This window comes from Cesiribacter andamanensis AMV16, assembly GCF_000348925.1.
GTDB lineage: Bacteria > Bacteroidota > Bacteroidia > Cytophagales > Cyclobacteriaceae > Cesiribacter > Cesiribacter andamanensis.
On sequence record NZ_AODQ01000047.1, the window covers coordinates 1 to 23475 of the forward strand.

Sequence of the window (23475 nt, forward strand, 5' to 3'; positions counted from 1 at the left end):
CTGACAGGCCTACGCGGCCCGGTTTCGAACCGGACCGCGTAGGCCTGTCAGGGCTTTACTTAACTTATTGATCCACCAACGGCTCAGCCCACCTGCACCTCTTTATACGCCTGCAGCTCTTCCAGCAGGGGTTCCAGGTGTTCGATGGTGGCATGTTCCATCAGCACCACCTTATACCAGGCGGGGGCGGCATGGCGGTCGGGCACCAGGCCAAAGCGGTCGGCTATGCTGCGGGTGAGGTGCTCGCTGCGGATGGTAATGATGTTGGCGTAGGGGTTGCGGTAATGGGCAATGCCCTCCTGCTGCAGTTCCCGGGAAAACCAGGCGGCCCGCTCCTGCAGTACCCTAATCTTCTCCTTCCAGCCCCAGTAGCCGTACGTCATCAGAATCATCCAGATGGCAACGGCATTGGCCCCGGAGCGGCTGCCGATCAGGGTATAATCCTCGCCCTCCACATAACTGGCCTCTTTGGTGTTGGCATACTGCATATAGCCCTTGCGGATCAGGAAAATACCGGTGCCATAGGGGGCCTGCACCATCTTATGGGCATCCAGCGTAACAGAGCTTACCCTGGGGTTGCCGAAATGCAGCTGGTGCTGCGCCTCGGTAAAGGGGTAGTAGAAACCCCCGTAGGCCCCATCTACATGCAGCTTGTAGGGGCAGTCTTCCTGCTCCAGCACCTCGGTATAGCAGTCGGCTTCATCTACGGAGCCAAACATGGTGGTCATCATATTGGCCACCACAATAAAGTACTTTTTGCCCAGCGCCTTTTGCTGCTGCAGGGTGGCAGCCACTCCCTGGCGGCTCAGGCTGCGGCTGTCTTCGGCTACCGGCACGGCGGCCAGGTCCAGGCAGAGCACATTGGCCGCTTTTTTCATGCTGTAGTGGCTATCCTGCGAGCAGAGAATGCAGATATCCTCCAGGCGGGCGCCCAGCTCAGTCCTGAAGTAGTTGCGGTAGATCCAGATGGCCTGCAGGTTGGCCTCGGTACCCCCGGAGGCTACGTAGCCATCACAGGCGTTGGGGGCGGCCTGCAGAATTTGCTCGGCACAAAGAGCTATGAGCTCCCGCTCTATTTCCTGCGTGCCGCTGAAGAAGTGCTCAGAGGTGCCCAGGGTATGGCAGCCAATATGGTTGGGGTTGCGAATAAGGGTGGAGAGAAAGGGGGCATCCTGTAGAAAGGGCGCATCCTGATAAAACACTTTGCTGTCCAGGTGAGAGGCCGGCACGCCCAGTACTTGTTCTTCATAGAAGTTAACATTCCGGTCCAGGGCCGCAAACACACGTTTCCGGATGGCTTCCTTGCTCAATTTTTTCCAGTGGTGCATAGCTGTTCGTTGGGGTAGGGTAGCGGGTGTAAAGGTAGCGATTTTTGGCCGAAGGGGTAAAAGGGCAGCCGGGCCCCCTTTCCGCCCCGGACTATAGTATGTAGTACAAAGTTCTGCTGCCTGAAGGCCCCAAAGCAGCATTATAGTCATGTTGGAGAATGATCTATATCATACGGGGACTGCTTAAAGGCGCATAGCTTTGTAGCAATATAAAACCCTTGCTTTATGGCAGGTAACTTATCCCCCAAGCGCTTCCTGTTTCGCTACAGCCTTATTCCCCCCAAAAAATGGCGGCCGGTGGCCACTGTACTGGTGGCCATCTTCATTGGACTAGGCTTTTACACCCTTAAACTAAGCAATGCCGTTTCCTACCTCTCTGATGATCCCAAAGCCTGCGTAAACTGTCACCTGATGACGCCGCAGTACATTACCTGGAACCACAGCTCGCACCGGGAGGTAGCCCATTGCAATGATTGCCATGTACCGCAGGATAATCTCTTCAGCAAGTTTTACTTCAAAGCCAAAGATGGCCTGTACCACTCCTCCATCTTCACCATAGGGGCAGAGCCGCAGGTGATCCGGGCGCTGGAACCCTCCATAGAGGTGATCCAGAACAACTGCGTACGCTGCCACCAGGACAGGGTGGTAGACCCTAAGTTGGAAGCCTCTGTTGATCAGCATGCCGTGCACCGTACCGACCGCCTCTGCTGGGAGTGCCACCGGGAAGTGCCCCATGGCCGGGTAAAAAGCCTGTCGTCGGTAGGCCTTCAACCGGAGCGCATCGAGATCCACGCCAGGGAGAAAGCGGCCATTATACCGGCCTGGCTTAAAGAAATGATGGAAACCAACCAAAAAACACCAGCAGCAAAATAACCCCAATGCCTGAGCGCTGGCCGGTGCCAGCTCACTTAAAAATCTACGCCCACACAATACCTCGCAGACCCTTAATCACACACGAATATGAAAAACTGGATTTTATTCCTGGCAACGCTGGTGGCGGTTTTTCTGCTGTCCATGCTCGCCTATACGATCATGGATCGGAAGGCCGAAGCACGCTTTGCGTATCAGTCTACCGTAGCCATAGAGGGCATTGTGCCCCAGGATTCGATCTGGGGGCTTAATTACCCCCGCCAATTCCAATCCTATCAGAAAACACAGGATACCACCTTTAAGAGCCTGTTCAATACCAGCGGCTTCCGCGATGCGCTTGACGAGCAGCCCGAGCTGGTGGTGCTTTGGGCCGGCTATGCCTTCAGCAAAGACTACAACCAGCCCCGCGGCCACTCGCATGCCATTGAGGATGTGCACAACTCGCTGCGCATAGGCGCCCCCATGGAAAAAGGCGAGGGGGTAATGCCCAGCACCTGCTGGACCTGCAAGAGTACTGATGTGCCCCGCCTGATGAGCGAAATGGGTGTAACCGAATACTATAGCAAAAAGCTCTCTGACCTGGGCAGTGAGGTGATCAACCCCATTGGCTGCGCCGACTGCCACGATCCCAAAACCATGAACCTGACCATTACCCGCCCGGCACTGGTAGAGGCTTTTCAGGCCATGGGACAAGATATTAAGCAGGCTTCGCACCAGGAAATGCGTTCCCTGGTCTGTGCCCAGTGCCACGTAGAATACTACTTTGATAAGAAGATTCCGGGCAAGGAGGGTGCTGCCTATGTGGTGTTCCCCTGGAAAGACGGACTGGAAGTAGAAGCCATGGAGGCCTATTACGATACTATTGAGTTTGCCGACTGGGTACACCCCATCAGCAAAGCCAAAATGATCAAGGCCCAGCACCCCGACTACGAGATCTTTAAAATGGGCGTGCATGCCAAGCGGGGCGTAAGCTGCGCCGATTGCCATATGCCCTACAAAACCGAAGGGGGTCAGAAGTTTACCGATCACCACATTGGCTCTCCGCTGGCCAATGTAGAAAGCTCCTGCTTTGTGTGCCACCGGGAGAAAAAAGAAGACCTGCTCTCCGATGTGTACGAGCGCCAGAAAAAGATCAAGGAAGGCACCAGCTACCTGCAAAAACAAATTGCCAAGGCGCATATAGAGGCCAAGAAGGCCTGGGAGCTGGGCGCTACCGAAGCACAGATGGCCGAGATCCTCAAGAACATTCGCCATGCCCAGTGGCGCTGGGACTTTAGCGTAGCCTCCCATGGAGCTGCCTTCCACGCCCCGCTGGAAACCAGCCGCATGGTCTCTTCCGGCACCGGCAAAATTCAGGAAGCCCGCATTTTACTCACCCGCCTGCTGGCCGAGCTGGGACACAACCAGCCGGTAGAAATGCCTGACTTTACCAGCAAAGCCGCCCTGCAGGCCTACATTGGCCTGGACATTCCTGCCGAAAAAGCCAACAAGGCCAGGTACCTGGAGCAGGTAGTGCCCCAGTGGCTTAAAGAAGGCAAAGCCCGGGAGGCCAGCGCCAAACAACCCAAGCTGAGCGGTAACTAAACCACTGCTGGCAGCTTATCGCAAAAAATCTGTTCTAATCCACTGATACCCTTATGAAACGCATTTTCTATAGCAGCTTTCTGGCCCTTGCCTGCCTGGCAGCTACGCCCGCGCTGGCCCAGTTTAGTGTAGATGGCCAGCTGGTGCAGCGCGGCGAATACCGTCACGGCTTTGGCCGCCTTATTGGAGAGGGAGAGGAGGCTGCCCTCTTTATCGGGCAGCGAGCCCGGCTCAATGCCAGCTACAAGATGGATAAGTTCAGCTTTTATGTAAGCGTGCAGGATGTGCGCACCTGGGGCAGCGCCCCTCAGATCAAAGCTACGGACCCCTACCTGTCGGTGCACGAGGCCTGGGCTGAAACCCGGCTGAGCGAGACCTTTTCGCTAAAGCTGGGCCGCCAGGAGCTCAACTATGACAATGCCCGCTTTCTGGGCAACCTGGACTGGGCCCTGCAGGGGCGCGCACATGATTTTGCGCTGGCAAAATGGGAAAAGGAAAGCATGAAGCTGCACCTGGGGGCCGGCTACAACCAGGACGGTGAGCGGCTGAGCGGCACGCTTTTCACTATTCCCAACCAGTACAAGGCGGCCCAGTTTATGCGCTACGAGAATTCCCTAAAGGGGCTTACTTTCTCACTCCTGTTCTGGAACGATGGCCGGCAGTATACCGTAACGGACCCCGCCGGGCAGATCACCGACAAGGGCATTCGCTACCGCCAGACCCTGGGTGTACCCACGCTAAAGTACCAGCTGAAGAACACCACCCTCTCGGGCTTCTACTACCAGCAATTTGGCAAGGATGTGGCCGGCCGGGAGATCCGGGCCTATGATGCCAGCCTGCAGGCCTCCCAGCTCTTCACTCTCGATGAAGAAAAGGGAAGCAAGCTGCGCCTGACGGCAGGTGTGGAATGGCTGAGCGGTACTGACAACAACGGTCCCCAATCGGTAAACCGCTCCTTTGCGCCCCTCTACGGCACCAACCACATGCACAATGGCTACATGGACCAGTTTTTTGTAGGAGGGCGGCATGAGAACGGGCTGGGCCTGCAGGACCTCTTTGTGCGCCTGCGCTGGGATGTGAACCCCAAACTGTTTACTTCTCTGAACGGGCATACCTTTAGCGCGATGGGCAGGGTATATAATGAAAATGTGGAGCTAAGCAGAGGCCTGGGCACCGAGCTTGACCTCACACTGGGCTACCTCATCAGTGATGCTGTATCGGTACAGGGGGGCTACAGCCAAATCTTCGCCTCCGATTCGTTTGAGCGGCTGCAGGGGGTAGCCACTCCCGATCGGGTACAGAACTGGGGCTATGTGATGATGATCTACCGCCCTACCATGAAGAACAGATTTATCGGCCTGCTCTTCTAACATCTTACCAATTTACCACCTACAAACAGGCAAAAGCAGGGGATGAACGTCTCCTGCTTTTTTTCATTTTTCTGCTATCCGGCCTGCAACCCCCTCCCAATGTCAGCCCCCTGGCTGATGATTGTCATATCTTTTCCCTGGGGTGAGGCCTAGTTTTGCAGTACTGAAAATCCCTGCTTACGGCCCTGGAATGAGCCTGAACATTCCATCTCCCTGCTGGCAGAACGGGCTTTCGGTAAGGATAAAAAGAAATTCCTATGAAATATCTGCTATCGACCAAGGTCTCATTTGTGCTGATGCTGGCCTTTGCAGGCACCATGGCCTGGGCCACCTTTCTGGAAAACGACCATGGTACCGCTGCCGCCCGCAGCATGGTATACGAAGCCTGGTGGTTTGAAGTGCTGATGATCTGGCTGGCCATTAACTTCCTGGCCCATATTCAACACTATAAGCTTTTTACCAAAAAACGCTGGCCGGTTGGCCTGTTCCATATTGCCTTTGTCCTCATCATTGTGGGGGCAGGGGTAACCCGTTTCTTTGGCAAAGAAGGCATTATCCATATCCGGGAAGGAAAGGCGGAAAGCGCGTTCTTTTCCTCGATCAATTATCTGCAACTGGCCGAGCTGGGTAAGGGTGGGCACCCCCGCCACTTTGAGCAGGCCTTATCCCTGCAGGCCCATGCTTTCAGCCCTGTTAGTCAGGAGGTAGTGCTGGGCGATGCCCGTTTTACCATCCGCATTGAGGAATACCTGCAGGGCGCCCACCAGGAGTTTGTGGCCGGGCCCGATACGCTGCTGGCCATAGCCGTGGCCCAGGGTACCGGCCGGGAAGATTACCTGATCCGGCAGGGCGAGCGCCTGCCCCTGGGCGAGCTTAGCCTGGCCACTGCGGCAGGCGGGGAGGGCGCCATTGAGCTCTTTCGCCAGGACAGCCTCTGGATGATCCGCAGCCCCCGCCCCCTGCATATTGTGGACATGACCACCCAGAAAATGGGGGTGCTGAAGGCCGGCGAGGCAAGCCCCTTGCAGCTGCGCTCGCTCTACCAGATGGACAGTGCCGCTTTTCTGGTAAAAGCCATCCACGAGGGCAAGCAGCTCATCTACCATATCGACGATCATGGCCATGATACCAAAGACCTGCCCGATGTGGTGAAACTGCGAATTACAGATCAGGCCGGCAAGGAGGTTTTTACTACCTATACCGAGCTGGTAAGCCGCCACCCAAAGCGGCATGTGTTCTTTGCCGGCGATAAGAAATACAGCCTGGCCTATGGGCCTCGCCAGGAGTACCTGCCCTTTGCTCTGCGGCTCGACGCCTTTGAACTGGAGCGCTACCCGGGCAGTCAGAGCCCCTCCAGCTACGCCAGCCGGGTGCAGGTGGTGGATGGAGAAACTACTTTCCCCTACCGCATCTTTATGAACAATGTGCTCGACTACAGGGGCTATCGCTTCTACCAGGCCTCGTACGATACCGACGAAAAGGGAACCATCCTGTCGGTAAGCCAGGACCGGCCCGGCACTTACATTACCTACCTGGCCTATAGCCTGCTGACCATCGGCATGTTCTTTACCTTCTTTGCCCGGGGCAGCCGCTTCAGCATTCTGAACCGCCGCCTCCAGAGCATGCGGGCTGCAGAAGAAGGCGCCAGCCGCCCCGCCGAGTCAGGTGCTCAGCCGGGCCGCGGCAGCCTGTTGCGCCGCAGGGGCTGGCAGATGGCCGGTGCTGTAGTGGCCCTTTTGCTGCTGCTGGGCCTTAAGGCCATGGCGCATGGCGGAGCCCTGCCCGATGCCAGTGGGGCTATTGTTCCGCAGGAGCAGGCCGGTGCCTATGGCCGCCTGATTGTGCAGGACCTGGATGGGCGCATGAAACCCCTCAATACGCTGGCCAATGAAATCACGCGCAAGCTCAGCGGCAAATCTACCATTGCCGTACCCCATGCCGGGGGTGAGCAGCTGCTTACGGCCGAGCAGTTTTTGCTGGCTGTGCAGCTGGATCCGCAAACCTTTAGTGCCCTGCCTCTGATAAAGGTAGATCCCGACAAGGGGGGCGCCATCTTTGCCGCCCTGCAACATGCGCCGGTAAGCAGCATCAGCTTTCGGGAGTTGCTGGATGATGAAGGCCGCTACATACTCTACGAGCTGGTGGAGGAGGCCAACCGCCTGAAGCCCGCCGAGCGCAACGAGGGGCATAAGGAACTGCTGAAGGTAGATGAACGCTTCAACATCTTCTACGCCATTCTGAGTGGGGATTTTCTGCGCCTATTCCCCAACAAGCTGGATGCCAACAACACCTGGTTTACGGCCATGCAAAGCAACCAGGGCTTTGCCGAAGACGATGCCCTGTTTGTGAAAAACATTACCCCCATGTATCTGGCAGGCCTGCAAAAAGGCATTGCCACCGGCGAGTGGAAGGAGGCCGAAGAAATTCTGAACTACATAAGCCTCTACCAGCAGAAAGCCGGCGAACAGGTGTACCCCTCTGAGGAACGCCTGAAGGCCGAGCTGCTCTACAACCAGCTGCGGCTGGGCAACCGCCTCTTTGGCCTTTTCTGGCTGCTGGGGCTGGGCATGCTGGCCCTGGCCATTGTAAAGCTATTTGCGAGTCCGCGCTGGCTAACCATCAGCTGGACGTGGGGCCTGGTGCTGGGCTGGATTGGTCTGGCCGCCTTTACCCTACACCTGGGCCTGCGCTGGTACGTGGCCCAGCATGCCCCCTGGAGCGATGGCTTTGAAATGCTGATCTTTGTGGCCTGGGGTGTGCTACTGTCGGGACTGCTCTTTGCCAAACACTCGCACTTCACCGTGCCCATTGGCATCCTGTTTTCCGGTACGCTGCTCTTTGTGGCCTTTCTGGACTGGCTCAATCCCGAGATCACCAACCTGATGCCGGTGCTTAACTCCTACTGGCTGAAGATACACGTAGCGGTAATTGTAAGTGGCTATGCCCCCCTGGCCCTGGCGGCGCTGCTGGCCCTGCTTCTCCTGCTGTTGCTGCTCTTTAAACCGGCCAGCCCCTCGGCGCGCTGGTGGCAAAGCATGCAGGAGCTCAGCGTGGTAAATGAAATGGCCATTACCATTGGCCTGTTTCTGCTGACCATCGGCACCTTTCTGGGTGGGGTGTGGGCCAACGAAAGCTGGGGCCGCTACTGGGCCTGGGACCCCAAGGAAACCTGGGCGCTCATCTCCATCATGATCTACGGCTTTGTGCTGCACCTGCGCCTGGTGCCCGCTTTTAAAAATGCCCTGCTCTTTAACCTCGTATGCCTCTGGTCGTTTTCGTCCATTATCATGACCTCCTTTGGGGTAAACTACTACCTTTCCGGCCTGCACTCCTACGCCAGCGGCGATCCGGTACCGGTGCCCCAGTGGCTCTACTGGGCAGTGGCGCTGCTGGCATTGGTGAGCGTGCTGGCCATAGTAAAATACCGCAACCTCAGCGCCAAGGAGCAGCGTGCTCTGCTGGCGGTATAAGCAGCACTTCCTGAGCGGCACCCCCACCAGGCTTTAGGATCACCCCGCCCATGCAGCGGGGTGATCGTTTTTAAGGGTATACAGCACTAGAAAACTGCCGGTGCTTCAGCCATAGGGGCTGGCACAAGGGTGGAGATTACCCCCCCTGAAAAGCTGTCACAGCCAATGTATTGGCGCCCACAAAAGAAGCGGTAGCAGCCGTGCCCTAGAGCCGGATCTGCTACGGCTTATACAAGGTCTGGCCTGTGGGGATGAGAACAAAGCTACGCTAGCAAGAACTATTGATTTCTCTCTCCAGGAAATGGGTACATGAAGTACGAAATCCCCTCCTCGGAGGGGCTAGGGGTGGGTATTGGTTGATGCTTTTCATTCATACCTTGCTGTTGAAGGAATTTACATTGGCAGAAAAGGATTTTCCTATTCAACCTTCTACCCACCCCCAACCCCTCCGAGGAGGGGATTTCGTACCATTTTCTGCTTACAGTGGTAAAAATATCACAATCTACCCTTCTCCAGGATAGTGCCTCGGGCCTTAGATTCAGATGGGGTTGACCCGAATTGGAAATTCTCGTTACCCTAATCCAGCGTTTCCAGCAGCTCGATGGCCGGAAAGTTGAGGGTGGTTGTCGGCAGGCCGCTGTAGGCCCCGTAATGGGCAGCACCCAGCAGGGCAGTGTGGGGATTAAGGATGATGTAAACCGGCACCCCTTCCAGCAGCTCCCGCATGCGTCCTCTGGGGAAAAAGTCCGGCATAAAGCGCTCTTCGGTTAGCAGGGGCAGGATTTTGGGCGCAATGCCCCCGCCCAGGTACAGGCCGCCGGTGGCTTTCATTTTCAGCACCAGGTTGGCCGATTCTTCGGCCAGGTAGTGCACAAAGAGCTGCATGGTTTCGTCGCAAATGGGGCAGCCGCCCTGCAGGGCTGTTTTGCTGATCACACTGGCCGGGTCGCCGCTCAGCATTTTTTCTTCCAGCCAGGCGGGCTCATCCCGCTTCAGCACATCGCGCAAAAACAGGTAAATGTTGTAAATACCCATGCCGGAGACCACCCGCTCCCAGCTTACATGGCCAAACTGCTTCTGCAGGTAGCTGCACAGGGCAATGTCCAGCTCAGAGCGGGGGCTGAAGCTGGCATGCCCCCCTTCGGTGGGGAAGGGGTGATAGGCTTTGCCATCCCAGAACAGTCCGGCCTCGCCCAGGCCGGTGCCGGCAGCAATTATGGCTACATTGCCCCCATTTTCGGGATTGCCCGCATGCAGGGTCTTGGTGTCGGAGGGGCTAAGGGCGGCCAGGCCATAGGCATTAGCTTCCAGGTCGTTGATCAGAAATACATAGGGAATGCCCAGCTGCTGGCGGATTTCCTCGGTATCCACTACCCAGGCCAGGTTGGTGGTTTTGCATGTGCCCTGCAGTACCGGGCCGGCAATGCCAATGCAGATCTTGTCGGGCATGGGCTGCTCGATCAGGAACAAGCGTACGATCTCCAGAAAGGAGCTGTGGTCTTTGGAGCGGTAGGTAGTGGTTTTAATGCTGTGAAAGTGGTTCTGGCGCACATCAAACAGCTCCAGGATGGTTTTGGTGCCGCCCACATCGGCGGCCAGGATCCGTTGATTTTTTGAGAGCCAGGCGCCGGCATGCGGGAAATGAATAGGGAGTAGCATAGGGGGTTAGTATTGGTCAGTAACTAGTTGAGTAAAGCAAAAGGCTTATTTAATAAAGACATCCAGCAGGCTATGATGCTGCTGGGTGCAGGGGAGTGCCAGCAGGGGTACCCGGCTGTGAAACGCCATGTTGGCGGTAGTGCTTTCGTGAAGCATGGAGCTCCAGAAACCCGCCTTACGAGGCACCATCACCAGCAGGTCAGCATCAAATTCTTCGATCCCCTGCTCGATGCCGGCTACCACATCCGGCGCCTCCAGGTATTTGTATTCATGCCGCAACTGGTGCAGCACCGTCTCTAGCTGAAGCGCTTTGGTATGTACGGGTCCCTCGTGGGCGCCCACCAGCAGGGCTTCTTCCTTTTCTACATGCAATACCTGCACCCGGGAACCAAAGGCCTTGGCCAGCTCCTCCAGCAGGTGCAGAGGGGTTTTGGCTTTCAGTAGATGATAGTCACAGGCAAACAGGATGCGGCTAAGGGGGGTGAAGTACGCCTCTTCCGGCACCAGCAGCACCGGATAGTGGGCATGGCGCAATAGCGTGATGGCGGTATTGCCCATGAGGCTGGAGGAAGTGGAGCTGCTGCGCATGCCCATCACTACCAGATCGGCCCCGGTCTGCACTACCTGCCTGGGAAGTTCTTCGTCAAGGTACGCATAGGAGGTCTGCCAGCGCACCGTAATCCCGTATAGCTGTGCCAGCTGCCGGGCCGTCTGACCAAGCCGGGCGGTGTTTTCGCTCAGGTAACGGTTCTTCTGGGCTTCCGATAACAGGGCCACCGCCATAGGGGGTGGCAGCTGAAAGGCATTGTACAGCACAAGCGTTGCCTGCAGCTGCCGGGCTATGCCTGCTGCATAGGCCAGGGCGTTGCTGGCTGCTTTAGAATAATCGGTGGCAACAAGAATGGTTTTCATGGCCGTCTCCTTTGTCTGATACAAATATCCGGCAGGGTATTGGCAGAGTACATGATGCAGAATGGCTGGGGAGATGATATACATCAGCTCCTGGAGTAGCTCTGTAATGTTCTGTGAATGAATGCGTAAGCCAGGGATAATGCCAACGTTTGCGCTGGCTGTCAACGGCATGAAAGAGGGAGTTGGCCGCTTAGGGGAGGCTGCTGCCGGCAGCAAGCGTTTTGCCAGGAGATAGGGTAGGTGCATCGGCTGCCTGCCTGGGCAGGTCTATGTTTTTTAGCAGACGATAGCTCAGCAAAAGTGTAAGAAGCCAGAAGCTGGGAATGATAAAAATTACGGGAATGACCGGGTAGCCCAGCCAGGCCATGGCCACTACCTTGGCGGTAAGGGCGGTCATCAGCAGGGCCAGAAACACCAGATACACCGGGCCCAGCAGGTAACCCATAGGCTTTTTGCGCAGCAGTAACAAGCCGGCCACAATGGCCAGTGGCAGCAGCAGGCCAAGGTCAAGCCCCTGTACCACCAGTGTGGTATAATGCTCGGCCTGGAGCGGAACAATGGAGCCATCCAGCAGGGGCGGTACCACTATGCTGAGCCAGAGCAGGGCAATGCTGGCAGCAATGCCCACCAGAAAACCACCTGCCAGCCGAAGCGGAGCGGCAGGCCCGAACTGCAGGGGCAGGCTGGCCCGGGTAAACGACAGCATCACCAGGGCAAAAGCAAAAAAGGAGCAGCCAAGCAGGGCTGCATAGACCAGAAACAGCGCATTGTACATGCCCATTACAGTATAGAACAGGTAGGTTACCAGAAAGTACCCCAGCGTACCTGCCAGCAGAAACCTGCCCCTAAGCGAACCCCTGGCGGCCAGTTGCAGCGCTACCAGCAGTAGGGGTATGCCCAATACAAGGGTTACCCAATCCTGGGCAATGCCCTGGGGCGCTACCTCGGCCGACATGTGCTGGTAAATTCCCCTGCCCCAGATGGGGATTGCCTGACCCCGGATGGAAGTGTGTGCAAAGGGCCCCGGGCCCTGGCTGGAGAAGATGCCTGCACCACTTGCCAGCGCCGCCAGCAGGGCAATGCAGAGTACAAGGATACGGACGTTGACCAGCGATTTCATGACAATTTTTCTCCCTGGATGTATGCCTCAAGGTACACAGCAGGCCTGTAGCAGACACTGACCGGAATCAGACGTCTGCAGAATTTTGTCAGCTTCAGGGAGCTGCTTGTAGCATGTACTCAGTGGGGTGGCACAACATGCGCTTGCCTATCCTGCGCAGGGCGGGGTGCATGGGCTGGGAGTTGCATTAGTGGGGGTATAATGATGCAGATTCCGAATGGATTTAGTAGTATAGGCCAGTTTCCCACCCGCTATGAAAAAAGGACTGCGTATTTTCTTTGCCGTATGGAGCCTGCTCTTTCTGCTCTTTGCCTACTGGCAGTGGAATGATCCCGACCCCCTGGTCTGGATGGGCATTTACGGCTATGCGGCTCTGATGTGCGGACTGGCAGCAAGCGGCCGCTTTTGGCTGCCGCTGCTGGCCGCTGGCGTGCTGCTGGGGGTGGCGGGCTTTGTGTATATGTATCCCGGTGGTATTGGGGAGTGGATCCGGCAGGAGTGGCAGCAGCAGGACCTGAGCATGAAAACTCAGCAGATGGAAGAAGCCCGGGAAGCCTTTGGCCTGCTGCTGGTGGCCCTGCTGATGGGGGTGGCTGCCTGGATTGGCTGGCGGCGGCAAAGGGGGCGCAGGGGAGTTCTTCACCAGGACCCCTCCAAAGGGTAGCGGAGGCTGGCTGGTCGCCACTAGCCAAACCTGAGAAAGAATGCCGTACCCACCCCCTCTACCGACTGTACCTGTATGGTGCCCTTATGCAGCATCACAATTTGCTTGCACAGGCTCAGGCCAATGCCGCTGCCCTGCTTTTTGGTGCTGAAGAAGGGGATAAAGATCTTTTCCTGCACCTCCCGGCTCATGCCGCTGCCATTATCGCTGATTTTTACTACCACTTTTCCGTTGCTAGCGCGGTAGGCCGCCAGGCAAATGCGCGGCTCGGGGCGTCCCTTCAGGGATTCAATGGCATTTACCAGCAGGTTGATAAGCACCTGGTCCAGCAGGTTGGCATCGGCCTCGAGCGTAATTTCAGGCTCTTTCAGCTCTACCTCCAGCGAGATCTGCTTTTGGGTAAGTGTGGGCTGCATCAGGCGCTGCAGGTTCGCAAACTGCTCCCTGAGCGAAACGCACTGCAGATTAAGGGTGATGATCTTGTTGAGGTTGCGGTAGGTTTCGGCAAATTTCAGCAGGCCTTCGCTACGGCGCTTGATGGTGCTGATACCCACCTCCAGGTCCTCCACATCTTCCGTAGTGGCCCCATTTACCAGACTTTCCTGCAGCCTATTTTTGAGCGTATCGGCCAGGGAGGAGATGGGGGCAATGGAGTTCATGATCTCATGGGTCATCACACTGAGCAGTTTCTGCCAGGCTTTTGACTCCGTCTCGTCCAACGCCTCATTCACATTCTGAAACGCAATAAGCTTATAGGTCTGCCCATCGGTCTGGAAGGCGGTGGCGGAGAGCAGGATTTTTACGGCATTCTTGTCCAGCGAGGCGGTGGCAATTTTGCTTTGGCCGGGTTGCAGTCCGGCTACATCGGCGTAGAGCTCGGCATCGCGCTTTTCCAGCGAATGGATGGTGCGCAGGTAGGGGAGCTGCAGCAGCCTTTTCAGCGCCTCGTTCATCCACACCACCTCGCCCCCCTCCAGCTTGTAGGAGAGGATGCCGGTATCGATCAGCTCCAGGATCTTTTGCAGGTAGTGGTACTGGGTTTCTTTTTCCTTGCTGATCACCTTAAAGGTGGTGTTGATCTCATTGAAGCCCTGGCGCAGATTCTGCAGCTCGGCCGGGGCATGCTTTACATCAAAGTAGCGGGAAAAATCGCGGTAGTGGATCGATTCCACAAACTGGTTGAGCTCTTCCTGAGCCTTGCGCTGCAGGCGAATCAGGTCTGTCAGCTGATAGGCCAGCAGCGGCAGCAGCACCATCAGGTAGAGCCACTGGCTCCAGGCCACTGCAAAGGCGCTCAGGCAGAGTACGCCAAAAAGCAGCACAACGCGCAGCGTAAGGCGGGCTTCAAATTGCTCAAAGATCATATTTGCTCAGGCGACGGTAAAGGGCCGTACGGGTAATGCCCAGTTCTTTGGCAGCCTTGGAAAGGTTACCCCCGTTTTTCTCGATCACACGCAGAATGGTAGCCTTTTCCAGTTCTTCCAGGTTGGTTTCGCGCACCAGGGCTGCTTCTGCCGGGGCCGACTCTATGGGCGAAAACAGGATGTCCCGCCCCTCCAGCTGGTGCTCATCGGCCATGATAACGGCCCGCTCTATGGCATACTGCAGCTCCCGCACATTGCCGGGATAGGGGTACCCCATCAGTTTCTCCTGAGCCGATTTGCTCAGCTCGGGCACCGGTTTCATGTATTTGGTGGCATATACCCCCACAAAATGCCGGGCCAGCATCAGAATATCGGCCTGGCGGCGGCGTAAGGGGGGTACCATGATCTCAACGGTATTGATCCGGTAGATCAGGTCTTTGCGGAAGCGCGCTTCATTGGCCAGCTCCGAGAGCGGAACATTGGTGGCGCAGAGCAGGCGCACATCCAGCGGAACAGGCTCATTGGCCCCTACGCGAATCACCTGGCGGTTTTGCAGCACGCTCAGCAGCTTGCTTTGCTGGTGCAGTGAAATATTGCCGATCTCATCCAGAAAAAGCGTACCCCCGTTGGCGGCCTCAAAGCGGCCTGCCCTGTCGTCCCGTGCATCGGTAAAGGCCCCTTTTTTGTGGCCAAACAGTTCGCTTTCAAAGAGCGATTCGGTAAGGGCACCCACATCTACCTTTACAAAGGGCTTGTCGGCCCGAAGGGAGTGCTGGTGAATGGCCTTGGCTATCAGTTCTTTGCCGGTGCCGTTTTCGCCCAGGATCAGGATGTTGGCATCGGTAGGAGCTACTTTGCGGATCTTGAAGAAGATATCCTGCATGGGCTCGGACTCCCCCAGCAGTTCGGTGCCGATCACCGGGGTGCTGGCGCCGGGCAGGGAGATTTTGGAACCTCCGTCCTTGCTGCTGATGGCTTCCTGCAGGGTGCTGAGCAGTTTTTCGTTATGCCAAGGCTTTACCACAAAATCGTAGGCCCCTTCCTTTAGGGAGCGTATGGCCAGGTCTATGTCGCCATAGGCGGTAATCATGATCACCGCTGCTTCGGATTTGAATTCCTTGATCTTGCGCAGCCAGTAGAGCCCCTCGTTGCCGGTATTGATGGAGGAGGCAAAGTTCATGTCCAGCAGGATCACATCAAACTGGTGCTGGCTCAGGTGGGAGCGGATCAGGTCGGGGTTTTTTTCGGTGACGATCTCCTTTACCTGCGGCCGCAGCAGCAGGCGCACGGCCGTAAGCACATCGGGATCGTCATCGACTATCAGTACAGAAGCTTTTTTGAGTTGCATAGCCTAAATCTATGAAAAAAATGGAGCGACAAGTATGCCAGTTGTACAAATGGCTGAAAATGACCCCCCTTTTAGCAGGGGGTGCTGCCAAAGTGTATCAAAAGCGTACACCTGCTGTGCGATAGCGCACGGGTAGCGCAGGCTGATATGTGCTAAGAAGCTCAAAATCAGCCAAAATGAAAATTGGCACAGCTTCTGTATTTTTACCGGCAGCGTCGCCCCTCCCATCCGGAGCCGGCTGACCCTAACTGTAAAAAAAGAACGCCGTGGATCGTGTAATTCAAAAAAAGACCTGGAACCAGAAGCGCATCCTCACCATTGTGGGCATTGCTGCGCTGGTAATACTGATAAGTGCCAGCGTGTATTTTGCCAATGGCAAGAGCCGCCTGAATGTAGCCGTAGAACGCATCACCATCAGCGAGGTGCGCAAAAATACCTTTCAGGAATTTATTCCGGTTAATGGTACGGTACAACCCATCGCCACCATTTACCTGGATGCGCTGGAAGGGGGTAGGGTAGAGGAGAAACTGGTGGAAGACGGCAGCCTGGTGCAGAAGGGACAACCTATCCTGCGCCTGTCCAACACGGACCTGGAACTGAGCCTGGCCAACCAGGAAACGGCCGTTTTTCAGGTGCTCACCCAAATGCAGAACACCAAGAATGGGGCGGTGCAAAACTCCATCCAGCAGCTCAACCAGAAGGCCGAGGTAGACAATGCCCTGGCCGAAGCCAAGCGGGTGTATGAGCTAAACCAGCACCTCTATAAAGAAGGGGTGATCGGGCAGCAGGAGTTTAAGGCCTCTGAAAACAACTACACCTTTCAGCTTAACCGCAAAAAGCTGAACGAGCGCACCCTTACCCAGGATTCCATTTCCATGCAGCAGCAGCTGCGCCAGACCGGCGAAACCTATGCCCGCATGCAGAATACCCTGGCCCTGATGCGCCGCAAGGTAGAAGACCTCATTGTGCGCGCCCCCATTGACGGGCAGCTAACCTCGCTGGATGCCGAGATCGGCGAATCCAAGAACAAGGGTTCTCGCCTGGGCCAGATTGATGTGATGAGTGGCTTTAAGGTGCAGGTAGAGGTAGACGAACACTACATTTCCCGGGTATTCATTGGCCAGCAGGCCGAAGCCAGCTTTGCCGGAAAAAAACATGCCCTGACCATCAAAAAAGTATACAGCCAGGTCCGCAACGGCCGCTTTCAGGTAGACATGGAGTTTGTAGAGGGCGCCCCGGAGGGCATACGCCGCGGCCAGACCCTGCAAATACGCCTGGCACTGAGCGACGAAACCCAGGCTGTGCTACTGGCCAAAGGGGGCTTCTATCAGCAAACCGGCGGCAACTGGGTATTTAAGGTGAGTGAAGACGGCAGCACGGCCTATCGGGTAGATGTGCAGCTGGGCCGCCAGAATCCCGAATACTACGAAGTGCTCAGCGGCCTGCAGCCCGGCGACAAGGTGGTTACCTCCAGCTATGAAAACTGGGGGGACATGCAGGAGCTTGTGCTGAAATAAGCGGCTGATGCGCGGTATGAGGTATCAGGTATGAGGTATGGGGTATAGGTCGGCAGCTGTGGAGGTAGGTGCCTCAGGTTGAGGATGAAAAGCTGGTGCTTATCCCAGACGGCTAATGAAGCTATGGATCATCCTACGGATGGTGGTGACTTGCTCGGAGAGCTCAAGGAATTGAGCGGGAGTGATATAGGCAAGGTCTTTAGAAAGAATGAGCTGATACTCTACTTCTGAACAGGAACCTGTGCTGATGATGAGAAAACGTTTCATCTCGGCATCGCTGTTTCGGCCGCTGCCCTCAGCAATGTTGGTAGGAATGGAAGTGGCTGCTCGGCGAATTTGAGCAGTTAAACCGAATATCTCTTCCTTTGGGAAGCTACTGCTAATTTTATAAATGGTGAGATTTAGCTCATGGCTTATTTGCCAGATGAGTAGTTGCTGAAAATTTCGCATAACAAAAAAATAGGATATCAAATAAAGTAAAAACCAGGAGAATGGTTCTTAAACTACAAGCGATTCGAATTCCATTGCGCTAAAGCTCATACCCCAACCTCATACCCCATACCCAACTATGATCAAGATAACCAACCTCGAAAAGATCTACCGCACCGAAGATGTGGAAACCGTAGCGCTCAACAAGCTTTCGCTGGAAGTGAAAGAAGGAGAGTTTGTGGCCATCATGGGGCCTTCGGGCTGTGGCAAGTCCACCCTGCTCAACATTCTGGGCCTGCTGGACGATCCGGATTCGGGCAGCTTCCTGTTTGATGGCATTGAGGTGGCCGGCTTTGGCGAACGCAAGCGGGCCGATTTGCGCAAGCGCTACATTGGCTTTGTGTTCCAGAGCTTTAACCTCATTGATGAGCTTACCGTGTTTGAAAATGTGGAGCTGCCCCTCATTTACCTGGGTGTGGGCGCTGCAGAACGCAAGCAGCGGGTAGAGGAAGTACTGGACAAGATGCAGATCATGCACCGCCGCAATCACTACCCCCAGCAGCTCTCCGGCGGCCAGCAGCAGCGTGTGGCCGTGGCCCGTGCCGTGGTAAACAAGCCCAAGCTGATCCTGGCCGACGAACCTACCGGTAACCTGGACTCCTCCAACGGCAACGAGGTAATGGAGCTGCTTACGAATCTCAATGAGCAGGGCACTACCATCATTATGGTTACCCACTCTGAGCATGATGCCCGCTACAGCCACCGCATTGTGCGCATGCTGGATGGGCAAACGGTGCTGGAGAATCTCATGGTCTAGCCAGGACATCCCCCTGTCAGCTGGTGATGGAGGTAAGAAGGGGGGAGTATCTGACAGTACTATTCCGGTGCCGAGCGAAAAGCCGGCCATTTTTCAAGCATATTTTTCTCTTCGGCCATGATCCGTAATTATCTAAAGATTGCCCTGCGCAACCTGCTGAAGTACAAGTTTATCTCTTTCATCAACCTGTTTGGCTTAACGGTGGGGCTTAGCTGTTGCCTGCTGATTCTGGGCTACATTCTACACGAGCTCAGCTACGATCGCTACCACCGCAAGGCCAACAATATTTACCGCGTAGAGCGTACGTTCATCAACCCCGAGTCGGGCCTGCCCTCGCTTGTACTGGGCACGGTGGCTCCGCCGGTTGGTCCGCTGCTGGAAAACGATTTTGAGGAGATCCGGAAACTGACCCGCCTGCTGCCTACCGGCCTGATGACCCTGCGCTACAAGGATAAGCTGTTTAACGAGCAGAACATCTACTGTGCCGATGAGCACTTCTTTGATGTATTTGATGTGGAGGTGGTACAGGGCCACGCCCCCACTGCCCTGAGCAACCCCTTTTCGCTGATGCTGAGCGAGGAGATGGCCCGCAAATATTTTGGCGATGAAGACCCCCTTGGTAAAGAGGTGCAGCTGAGCAGCCAGTTTGCCTGCAAGGTAACCGGGGTGTACAAATCGTTTCCGTCAAATTCGCATCTGCATCCCGAAATACTACTTTCGTTCAATACCCTAAAGTCGCCGGAGATCTACGGCGAGGAGGCCCTGCGTACCAACTGGGGCAACAATTCCTTTTTTACCTATGTGCTGCTGCCCGAGGGCTATGATCCCGGCAGGCTGGAGGCGCAGTTTCCGGCCTTCCTGAACCGCCATATTCAGGATGATGGGGGCGGCACCCTTAAGCCCTCCGACTGGTCCAGGCTTACGCTTACCCCCCTTACCGATATTCACCTTTACTCACACACCGACCTGGAGGCTGAGGAAAATGGCGATATTCGGCGGGTATACATCTTTTCGGCCATTGGCCTGTTTATTCTGCTGATTGCCTGCATCAACTACATGAACCTGGCTACCGCCCGCTCGGTGCTGCGCGCCAAAGAAATAGGGGTGCGCAAGGTAGTGGGCGCCGGCAAGGGAGAGCTGGTGCTGCAGTTTCTGTGTGAGGCCGTGCTTATTTCCTGGCTGGCCACCCTGCTGGCCTTTGGCCTATGCTGGCTGGCCTTTCCCTGGCTCAATCAGCTGTCGGGCCAGGCACTGTCCATTGACATTTTGCTGCGCTGGGAAGTGTTGTTGCCCCTGCTGCTGGTCCCCTTTGTGGTGGGCATACTTTCGGGAATCTACCCGGCGCTCTTCCTTTCTTCTTTTAAGCCTATTAAAGTGCTCAAAGGGGTATCCGGGATAGGGGGTAGCAGCATTAGCTTCCGGCAGGTGCTGGTGGTGGTGCAGTTTTCCATCTCTATTATCCTTATTATCAGTACCCTGGTGGTCTATCAGCAGCTGCAATACCTGCAAAACAAGGCCCTGGGCTTTGATCGGGAACATGTGATCACTTTTAACAACAACCAGGTACTGGCTCCGGCCTGGGAGGCTTTTCGCACCGAGCTGCTCTCCAGCGTTCATGTAAAGGAGGCTGGACGCTCATCGCGCATTCCTACCGGCAGACTCCTGGATGCCATGGGATCGCAAATCAGCCGGGGCGACAGCCTAAGCCCTACCAAGGCCGATATTAAATATATAGTGGCCGACGATCATTTCTTTTCTGTGTATGGCATACAGCTGGCGGCAGGCCGGTTCTTTTCCAGGGAGTTCGGGGCCGATACAACTTCCTTTATCATCAACGAGGCAGCAGCCAGTGTGCTGGGACTACCTGATCCCCAGCAAGCCATTGGCATGGGCTTTCAGTATGGCGACAGAAGGGGGCAGCTGGTAGGCGTGGTTCAGGATTTTCATTTCGAATCGATGCACCAGCGCATCTTACCCATGGTCTTTTTCAAAAGCCTCAGCCAGAATGGCGGGGGGCAGATCTCGGTAAAGATTGCTGGGGAGAACATAGCTGCAGCCCTGACGCATATAGAGCAAAGCTGGCACCGCTTTGCCCCTGATTTTCCCTTTGAATACACCTTTTTAGATGAGACCTACGCCCGCCTGTACCAGGCCGAGCAGCAACAGGGCAGTATCTTTACGCTCTTTGCCTGCATAGCCATAGCCATTGCCAGCTTGGGCTTGTTTGGGCTATCGGCCTTTACCATTAGCCAGCGGGTAAAAGAGATTGGCATCCGCAAAGTGCTGGGCGCCGAAACCTCCACCATTGTGGGGCTGCTGTCTAAAGATTTTATGAAGTTGGTGGGCATAGCCGCGCTTATTGCCTTTCCGCTGGCCTGGTACTTTATGAACCGCTGGCTGGAGGATTTTGCCTATCGCATTGATGTGCCCCTCTGGGTATTTGCGGCAGCTGGCCTTGCAGCAGCCCTGGTAGCCTTTTTTACAATCAGCTTCCAGGCCATAAAAGCGGCCACCGCTAACCCAGTCAAAAACCTGCGCACCGAATAGTGCCCGGCGACTGACCCCTTTTTCCCCCTTTACCGCTACCGCCATGTTCCTCAACTATCTAAAAATTGCCTGGAGAAGCCTGCTGAAAAGCAAGGTATATACGCTGCTGAATATCCTGGGGCTGGCCATAGGCTTGTCTTGCTTTATCTTAATAAGCCTGTATGTGTTGGATGAACTCAGCTATGACCGCTACCACGCAAAGGCCGATCGTATCTATCGCATCAACAGCGACATCAGATTTGGGGATAGTGAGATGCACATGGCCGAAACCCCGGATGTAATGGGGGCGATCTTAAAAAAGGATTACCCTCAGGTAGAGGAATATGTGCGGCTTTATACCAATAGCGGCTCCCAACATTTGAAAAAGGGAGATGGCTACCTCAACGAAGCCTATGTAGCCCATGCCGATTCCAGCTTTTTTCGGGTGTTTAGCTTTACCCCCCTGGCTGGCGATCTTGATAAAGCGCTGAGTAGCCCCAATTCCGTGGTGCTTACCGAATCCATGGCGCTTAAGTATTTTGGCACCACTGAGGTAGTGGGCAGGCCGCTGCAAAACATCCGGGGTCAGGTGTTTGATATCACGGCCGTGATTGAAGACATGCCCGCCAATGGGCACTTTCGGTTCGATTTTATTTTTTCGATGGATAATTTCCCCTATGAATGGGGGAGTTATTTAAGCCATAATTTTCACACCTACCTGCTGCTGAAAGAAGGCGTGGGTGCAGAAGATTTTCAGCCCCGGCTCGACCAGTACATTGTTGATCATGCCATGCCCCGGATCAGCCAGATGCTGAATGTGAAGACCCTTGCGGAGCTGGAGGCGTCGGGAAATAGCCTGGCCTACTCCCTTACCCCCCTTACCGAGATTCATCTGTATTCCGACCGGAGCTCGGAGCTTAGCCCCAGCGGCAACATTCAGTATGTGTATATTTTCTCGGCGGTAGCGCTGTTTATTCTCCTGATTGCCTGTGTAAACTTTATGAACCTGGCTACGGCCCGCTCTGCCGGCCGAGCCCGGGAAGTGGGCATTCGCAAGGTGCTGGGCTCCCGGCGCGGGCAGCTGGTCGTTCAGTTTCTGACAGAGGCCACCCTGATGGCGCTGCTGGCCATGATCATTGCCCTGGTACTGGTGGTGATGGTCTTGCCCTACTTCAACGAGCTGGCGGCCAAATCCCTGTCCATGGAGCTGATCCGGCAGCCCTACTTCCTGCTCTTTCTGCTAATGCTTCCCTTTGGCGTGGGGCTGCTGGCAGGATCTTATCCGGCTTTCTTTTTATCTGCTTTCAGGCCCATACAGGTGCTAAAGGGTACGCTTACGATGGGGGCAAAAGGAGGGGATTTCAGAAATGTGCTGGTGGTGTTTCAGTTTGCCACTTCTATTATCCTGATCATTGGCACCATGGTGGTGTACCGGCAGCTGGCCTACATTCAGACCAAAAACCTGGGCTTTGACAAGGAGCAGGTGCTGGTGGTGGAAAATACCTGGGTACTGGAAAACCGGGCCGCTGCCTTTAAAAATGAGGTATTGCAAATGGCGGGGGTACAGTCGGGCACCTACAGCGGCTTTTTGCCCATCAACGGTAGCTACCGGAATAATCAAAGCTTTTCCAAAGAAGCGGTCATGAACTCCACAAGCGGCTTTAACATGCAACGGTGGCAGATCGACTATGACTATCTGAATACCCTGGGCATGGAACTGGTGGCTGGCAGAAATTTCTCCAGCGCCTTTGGCGGCGATTCTTCTGCAGTGATCATCAACGAAACGACCGCCCAAATGCTGGGATACGAGGATCCTATTGGCAAAAAGATCTACCAGGTGGGCGACTATGCGACCGGTGCTGTCAATGGCCTGGAGATCATAGGGGTAGTGCGCAACTTCCATTTTGAATCCATGCATCAGCAAATAGGGCCGCTCTGTATGGTGCTGAACAACCACAGCCACATGGCCTCTTTTAAAGTGGATGCCGCAAAAATACCTGCGCTGCTTTCCGGAATTGAAGATAAGTGGGAAGATATGGCCCAGGGGATGCCCTTTAGCTACCGCTTTCTGGATGATGATTTCACCCAGATGTACCGCGCCGAGCAGCAGGTGGGTCAGATTACGCTCATTTTCACAGCGCTGGCCATTGTAGTGGCCTGCCTGGGGCTTTTCGGCTTATCTACTTTTATAGCAGAGCGGCGGGCCAAAGAAATTGGGATTCGCAAGGTGCTGGGGGCTTCCGTAGAAGGGCTGGTGCAATTGCTCTCCAAAGAATTTCTCAGGCTGGTGCTGATTGCCTTTTTGATTGCCAGCCCCCTTGCCTGGTGGGCCATGCATACCTGGCTGCAGGATTTTGCCTACCGCATCGACCTGAGCTGGTGGATCTTTGCAGGTGCTGGTATACTGGCCCTCATCATAGCCCTGGCCACCGTAAGCGTACAGGCCCTGAAAGCGGCCACCGCCAATCCGGTGAAGAATTTACGAACAGAATAAATG

Annotated in this window: 16 protein-coding genes; 9 read left to right on the forward strand and 7 right to left on the reverse strand. The window is 55.5% G+C overall.

Annotated features, from left to right (window positions below; genetic code table 11):
• Positions 1 to 83: 83 nt before the first annotated feature.
• Complete coding sequence (locus ADICEAN_RS10160) at positions 84 to 1328, reverse strand: pyridoxal phosphate-dependent decarboxylase family protein (RefSeq protein WP_009195499.1); 1245 nt, start codon at positions 1326 to 1328, stop codon at positions 84 to 86.
• A 225-nt stretch (positions 1329 to 1553) separates the two neighbouring features.
• On the opposite strand from ADICEAN_RS10160, the gene nrfH reads away from it, so the two are divergent.
• The 4 genes from nrfH (at position 1554) to ccsA (ending at position 8622) form a co-directional block, all read left to right on the forward strand.
• Positions 1554 to 2201 (forward strand): cytochrome c nitrite reductase small subunit, encoded by a 648-nt coding sequence (gene nrfH / locus ADICEAN_RS10165; RefSeq protein ID WP_009195500.1) that lies wholly within the window; start codon positions 1554 to 1556, stop codon positions 2199 to 2201.
• An 87-nt stretch (positions 2202 to 2288) separates the two neighbouring features.
• Positions 2289 to 3782, forward strand: coding sequence for an ammonia-forming cytochrome c nitrite reductase (gene nrfA / locus ADICEAN_RS10170; RefSeq protein WP_009195501.1), 1494 nt, complete (start codon positions 2289 to 2291; stop codon positions 3780 to 3782).
• A gap of 53 nt (positions 3783 to 3835) precedes the next feature.
• Complete coding sequence (locus ADICEAN_RS10175) at positions 3836 to 5152, forward strand: alginate export family protein (RefSeq protein ID WP_009195502.1); 1317 nt, start codon at positions 3836 to 3838, stop codon at positions 5150 to 5152.
• Positions 5153 to 5409: 257 nt separating this feature from the next.
• The gene (gene ccsA / locus ADICEAN_RS10180) at positions 5410 to 8622 is read left to right on the forward strand and encodes a cytochrome c biogenesis protein (protein WP_009195503.1); all 3213 of its coding nucleotides are present in this window, start codon (positions 5410 to 5412) and stop codon (positions 8620 to 8622) included.
• 576 nt (positions 8623 to 9198) lie between these two features.
• Here the strand turns inward: ccsA and glk are convergent.
• The 3 genes from glk to ADICEAN_RS10195 all read right to left on the reverse strand — a co-directional run bounded on the left by glk (position 9199) and on the right by ADICEAN_RS10195 (position 12313).
• Positions 9199 to 10281, reverse strand: a complete 1083-nt coding sequence (gene glk / locus ADICEAN_RS10185) for a glucokinase (protein ID WP_009195504.1) — start codon at positions 10279 to 10281, stop codon at positions 9199 to 9201.
• 45 nt (positions 10282 to 10326) lie between these two features.
• Entirely contained in the window at positions 10327 to 11193 is an 867-nt protein-coding gene (locus ADICEAN_RS10190; RefSeq protein ID WP_161622687.1) for a universal stress protein, read from the reverse strand.
• 190 nt (positions 11194 to 11383) lie between these two features.
• A complete protein-coding gene (locus ADICEAN_RS10195; protein WP_009195506.1) occupies positions 11384 to 12313 on the reverse strand; it encodes a hypothetical protein in 930 nt (309 codons plus the stop codon).
• Between the two features lie 253 nt (positions 12314 to 12566).
• Between ADICEAN_RS10195 and ADICEAN_RS10200 the strand changes: the two genes are divergently transcribed.
• Complete coding sequence (locus ADICEAN_RS10200) at positions 12567 to 12977, forward strand: transmembrane 220 family protein (protein ID WP_009195507.1); 411 nt, start codon at positions 12567 to 12569, stop codon at positions 12975 to 12977.
• 20 nt (positions 12978 to 12997) lie between these two features.
• Here ADICEAN_RS10200 and ADICEAN_RS10205 read toward each other — a convergent pair whose 3' ends face one another.
• Both ADICEAN_RS10205 and ADICEAN_RS10210 read right to left on the reverse strand, forming a co-directional pair.
• Positions 12998 to 14341: a sensor histidine kinase gene (locus ADICEAN_RS10205; protein WP_009195508.1), complete on the reverse strand. Its 1344-nt coding sequence runs from the start codon at positions 14339 to 14341 to the stop codon at positions 12998 to 13000.
• Positions 14331 to 15689 carry a sigma-54-dependent transcriptional regulator gene (locus tag ADICEAN_RS10210; RefSeq protein ID WP_009195509.1) on the reverse strand — a complete coding sequence of 453 codons (1359 nt, stop codon included), beginning with the start codon at positions 15687 to 15689 and terminating at the stop codon, positions 14331 to 14333. The genes ADICEAN_RS10205 and ADICEAN_RS10210 overlap by 11 nt, the downstream gene beginning before the upstream one ends.
• A 266-nt stretch (positions 15690 to 15955) precedes the next feature.
• On the opposite strand from ADICEAN_RS10210, the gene ADICEAN_RS10215 reads away from it, so the two are divergent.
• The gene (locus ADICEAN_RS10215) at positions 15956 to 17206 is read left to right on the forward strand and encodes an efflux RND transporter periplasmic adaptor subunit (protein ID WP_009195510.1); all 1251 of its coding nucleotides are present in this window, start codon (positions 15956 to 15958) and stop codon (positions 17204 to 17206) included.
• Between the two features lie 99 nt (positions 17207 to 17305).
• On the opposite strand, the gene ADICEAN_RS10220 is transcribed toward ADICEAN_RS10215, so the two are convergent.
• Positions 17306 to 17656 carry a four helix bundle protein gene (locus ADICEAN_RS10220; protein ID WP_009195511.1) on the reverse strand — a complete coding sequence of 117 codons (351 nt, stop codon included), beginning with the start codon at positions 17654 to 17656 and terminating at the stop codon, positions 17306 to 17308.
• A 118-nt stretch (positions 17657 to 17774) separates the two neighbouring features.
• Between ADICEAN_RS10220 and ADICEAN_RS10225 the strand changes: the two genes are divergently transcribed.
• From ADICEAN_RS10225 to ADICEAN_RS10235, 3 genes are all read left to right on the forward strand, one after another.
• Positions 17775 to 18452, forward strand: a complete 678-nt coding sequence (locus ADICEAN_RS10225) for an ABC transporter ATP-binding protein (protein WP_009195512.1) — start codon at positions 17775 to 17777, stop codon at positions 18450 to 18452.
• Positions 18453 to 18569: 117 nt separating this feature from the next.
• Complete coding sequence (locus tag ADICEAN_RS10230) at positions 18570 to 20999, forward strand: ABC transporter permease (RefSeq protein ID WP_009195513.1); 2430 nt, start codon at positions 18570 to 18572, stop codon at positions 20997 to 20999.
• Between the two features lie 43 nt (positions 21000 to 21042).
• Positions 21043 to 23472 carry an ABC transporter permease gene (locus ADICEAN_RS10235; protein ID WP_009195514.1) on the forward strand — a complete coding sequence of 810 codons (2430 nt, stop codon included), beginning with the start codon at positions 21043 to 21045 and terminating at the stop codon, positions 23470 to 23472.
• Positions 23473 to 23475: the final 3 nt, after the last annotated feature.

Excerpts from the sequence above, each read along its gene's own strand:
- ADICEAN_RS10235 (WP_009195514.1), top strand. The coding sequence starts at position 21,043 with ATGTTCCTCAACTATCTAAAAATTGCCTGGAGAAGCCTGCTGAAAAGC.
- ADICEAN_RS10195 (WP_009195506.1), bottom strand. The coding sequence starts at position 12,313 with ATGAAATCGCTGGTCAACGTCCGTATCCTTGTACTCTGCATTGCCCTG.
- ADICEAN_RS10220 (WP_009195511.1), bottom strand. The coding sequence starts at position 17,656 with ATGCGAAATTTTCAGCAACTACTCATCTGGCAAATAAGCCATGAGCTA.
- ADICEAN_RS10190 (WP_161622687.1), bottom strand. The coding sequence starts at position 11,193 with ATGAAAACCATTCTTGTTGCCACCGATTATTCTAAAGCAGCCAGCAAC.
- nrfH (WP_009195500.1), top strand. The coding sequence starts at position 1,554 with ATGGCAGGTAACTTATCCCCCAAGCGCTTCCTGTTTCGCTACAGCCTT.
- glk (WP_009195504.1), bottom strand. The coding sequence starts at position 10,281 with ATGCTACTCCCTATTCATTTCCCGCATGCCGGCGCCTGGCTCTCAAAA.
- ADICEAN_RS10205 (WP_009195508.1), bottom strand. The coding sequence starts at position 14,341 with ATGATCTTTGAGCAATTTGAAGCCCGCCTTACGCTGCGCGTTGTGCTG.
- ADICEAN_RS10200 (WP_009195507.1), top strand. The coding sequence starts at position 12,567 with ATGAAAAAAGGACTGCGTATTTTCTTTGCCGTATGGAGCCTGCTCTTT.
- ADICEAN_RS10160 (WP_009195499.1), bottom strand. The coding sequence starts at position 1,328 with ATGCACCACTGGAAAAAATTGAGCAAGGAAGCCATCCGGAAACGTGTG.
- ADICEAN_RS10225 (WP_009195512.1), top strand. The coding sequence starts at position 17,775 with ATGATCAAGATAACCAACCTCGAAAAGATCTACCGCACCGAAGATGTG.
- nrfA (WP_009195501.1), top strand. The coding sequence starts at position 2,289 with ATGAAAAACTGGATTTTATTCCTGGCAACGCTGGTGGCGGTTTTTCTG.
- ccsA (WP_009195503.1), top strand. The coding sequence starts at position 5,410 with ATGAAATATCTGCTATCGACCAAGGTCTCATTTGTGCTGATGCTGGCC.
- ADICEAN_RS10210 (WP_009195509.1), bottom strand. The coding sequence starts at position 15,689 with ATGCAACTCAAAAAAGCTTCTGTACTGATAGTCGATGACGATCCCGAT.
- ADICEAN_RS10175 (WP_009195502.1), top strand. The coding sequence starts at position 3,836 with ATGAAACGCATTTTCTATAGCAGCTTTCTGGCCCTTGCCTGCCTGGCA.
- ADICEAN_RS10230 (WP_009195513.1), top strand. The coding sequence starts at position 18,570 with ATGATCCGTAATTATCTAAAGATTGCCCTGCGCAACCTGCTGAAGTAC.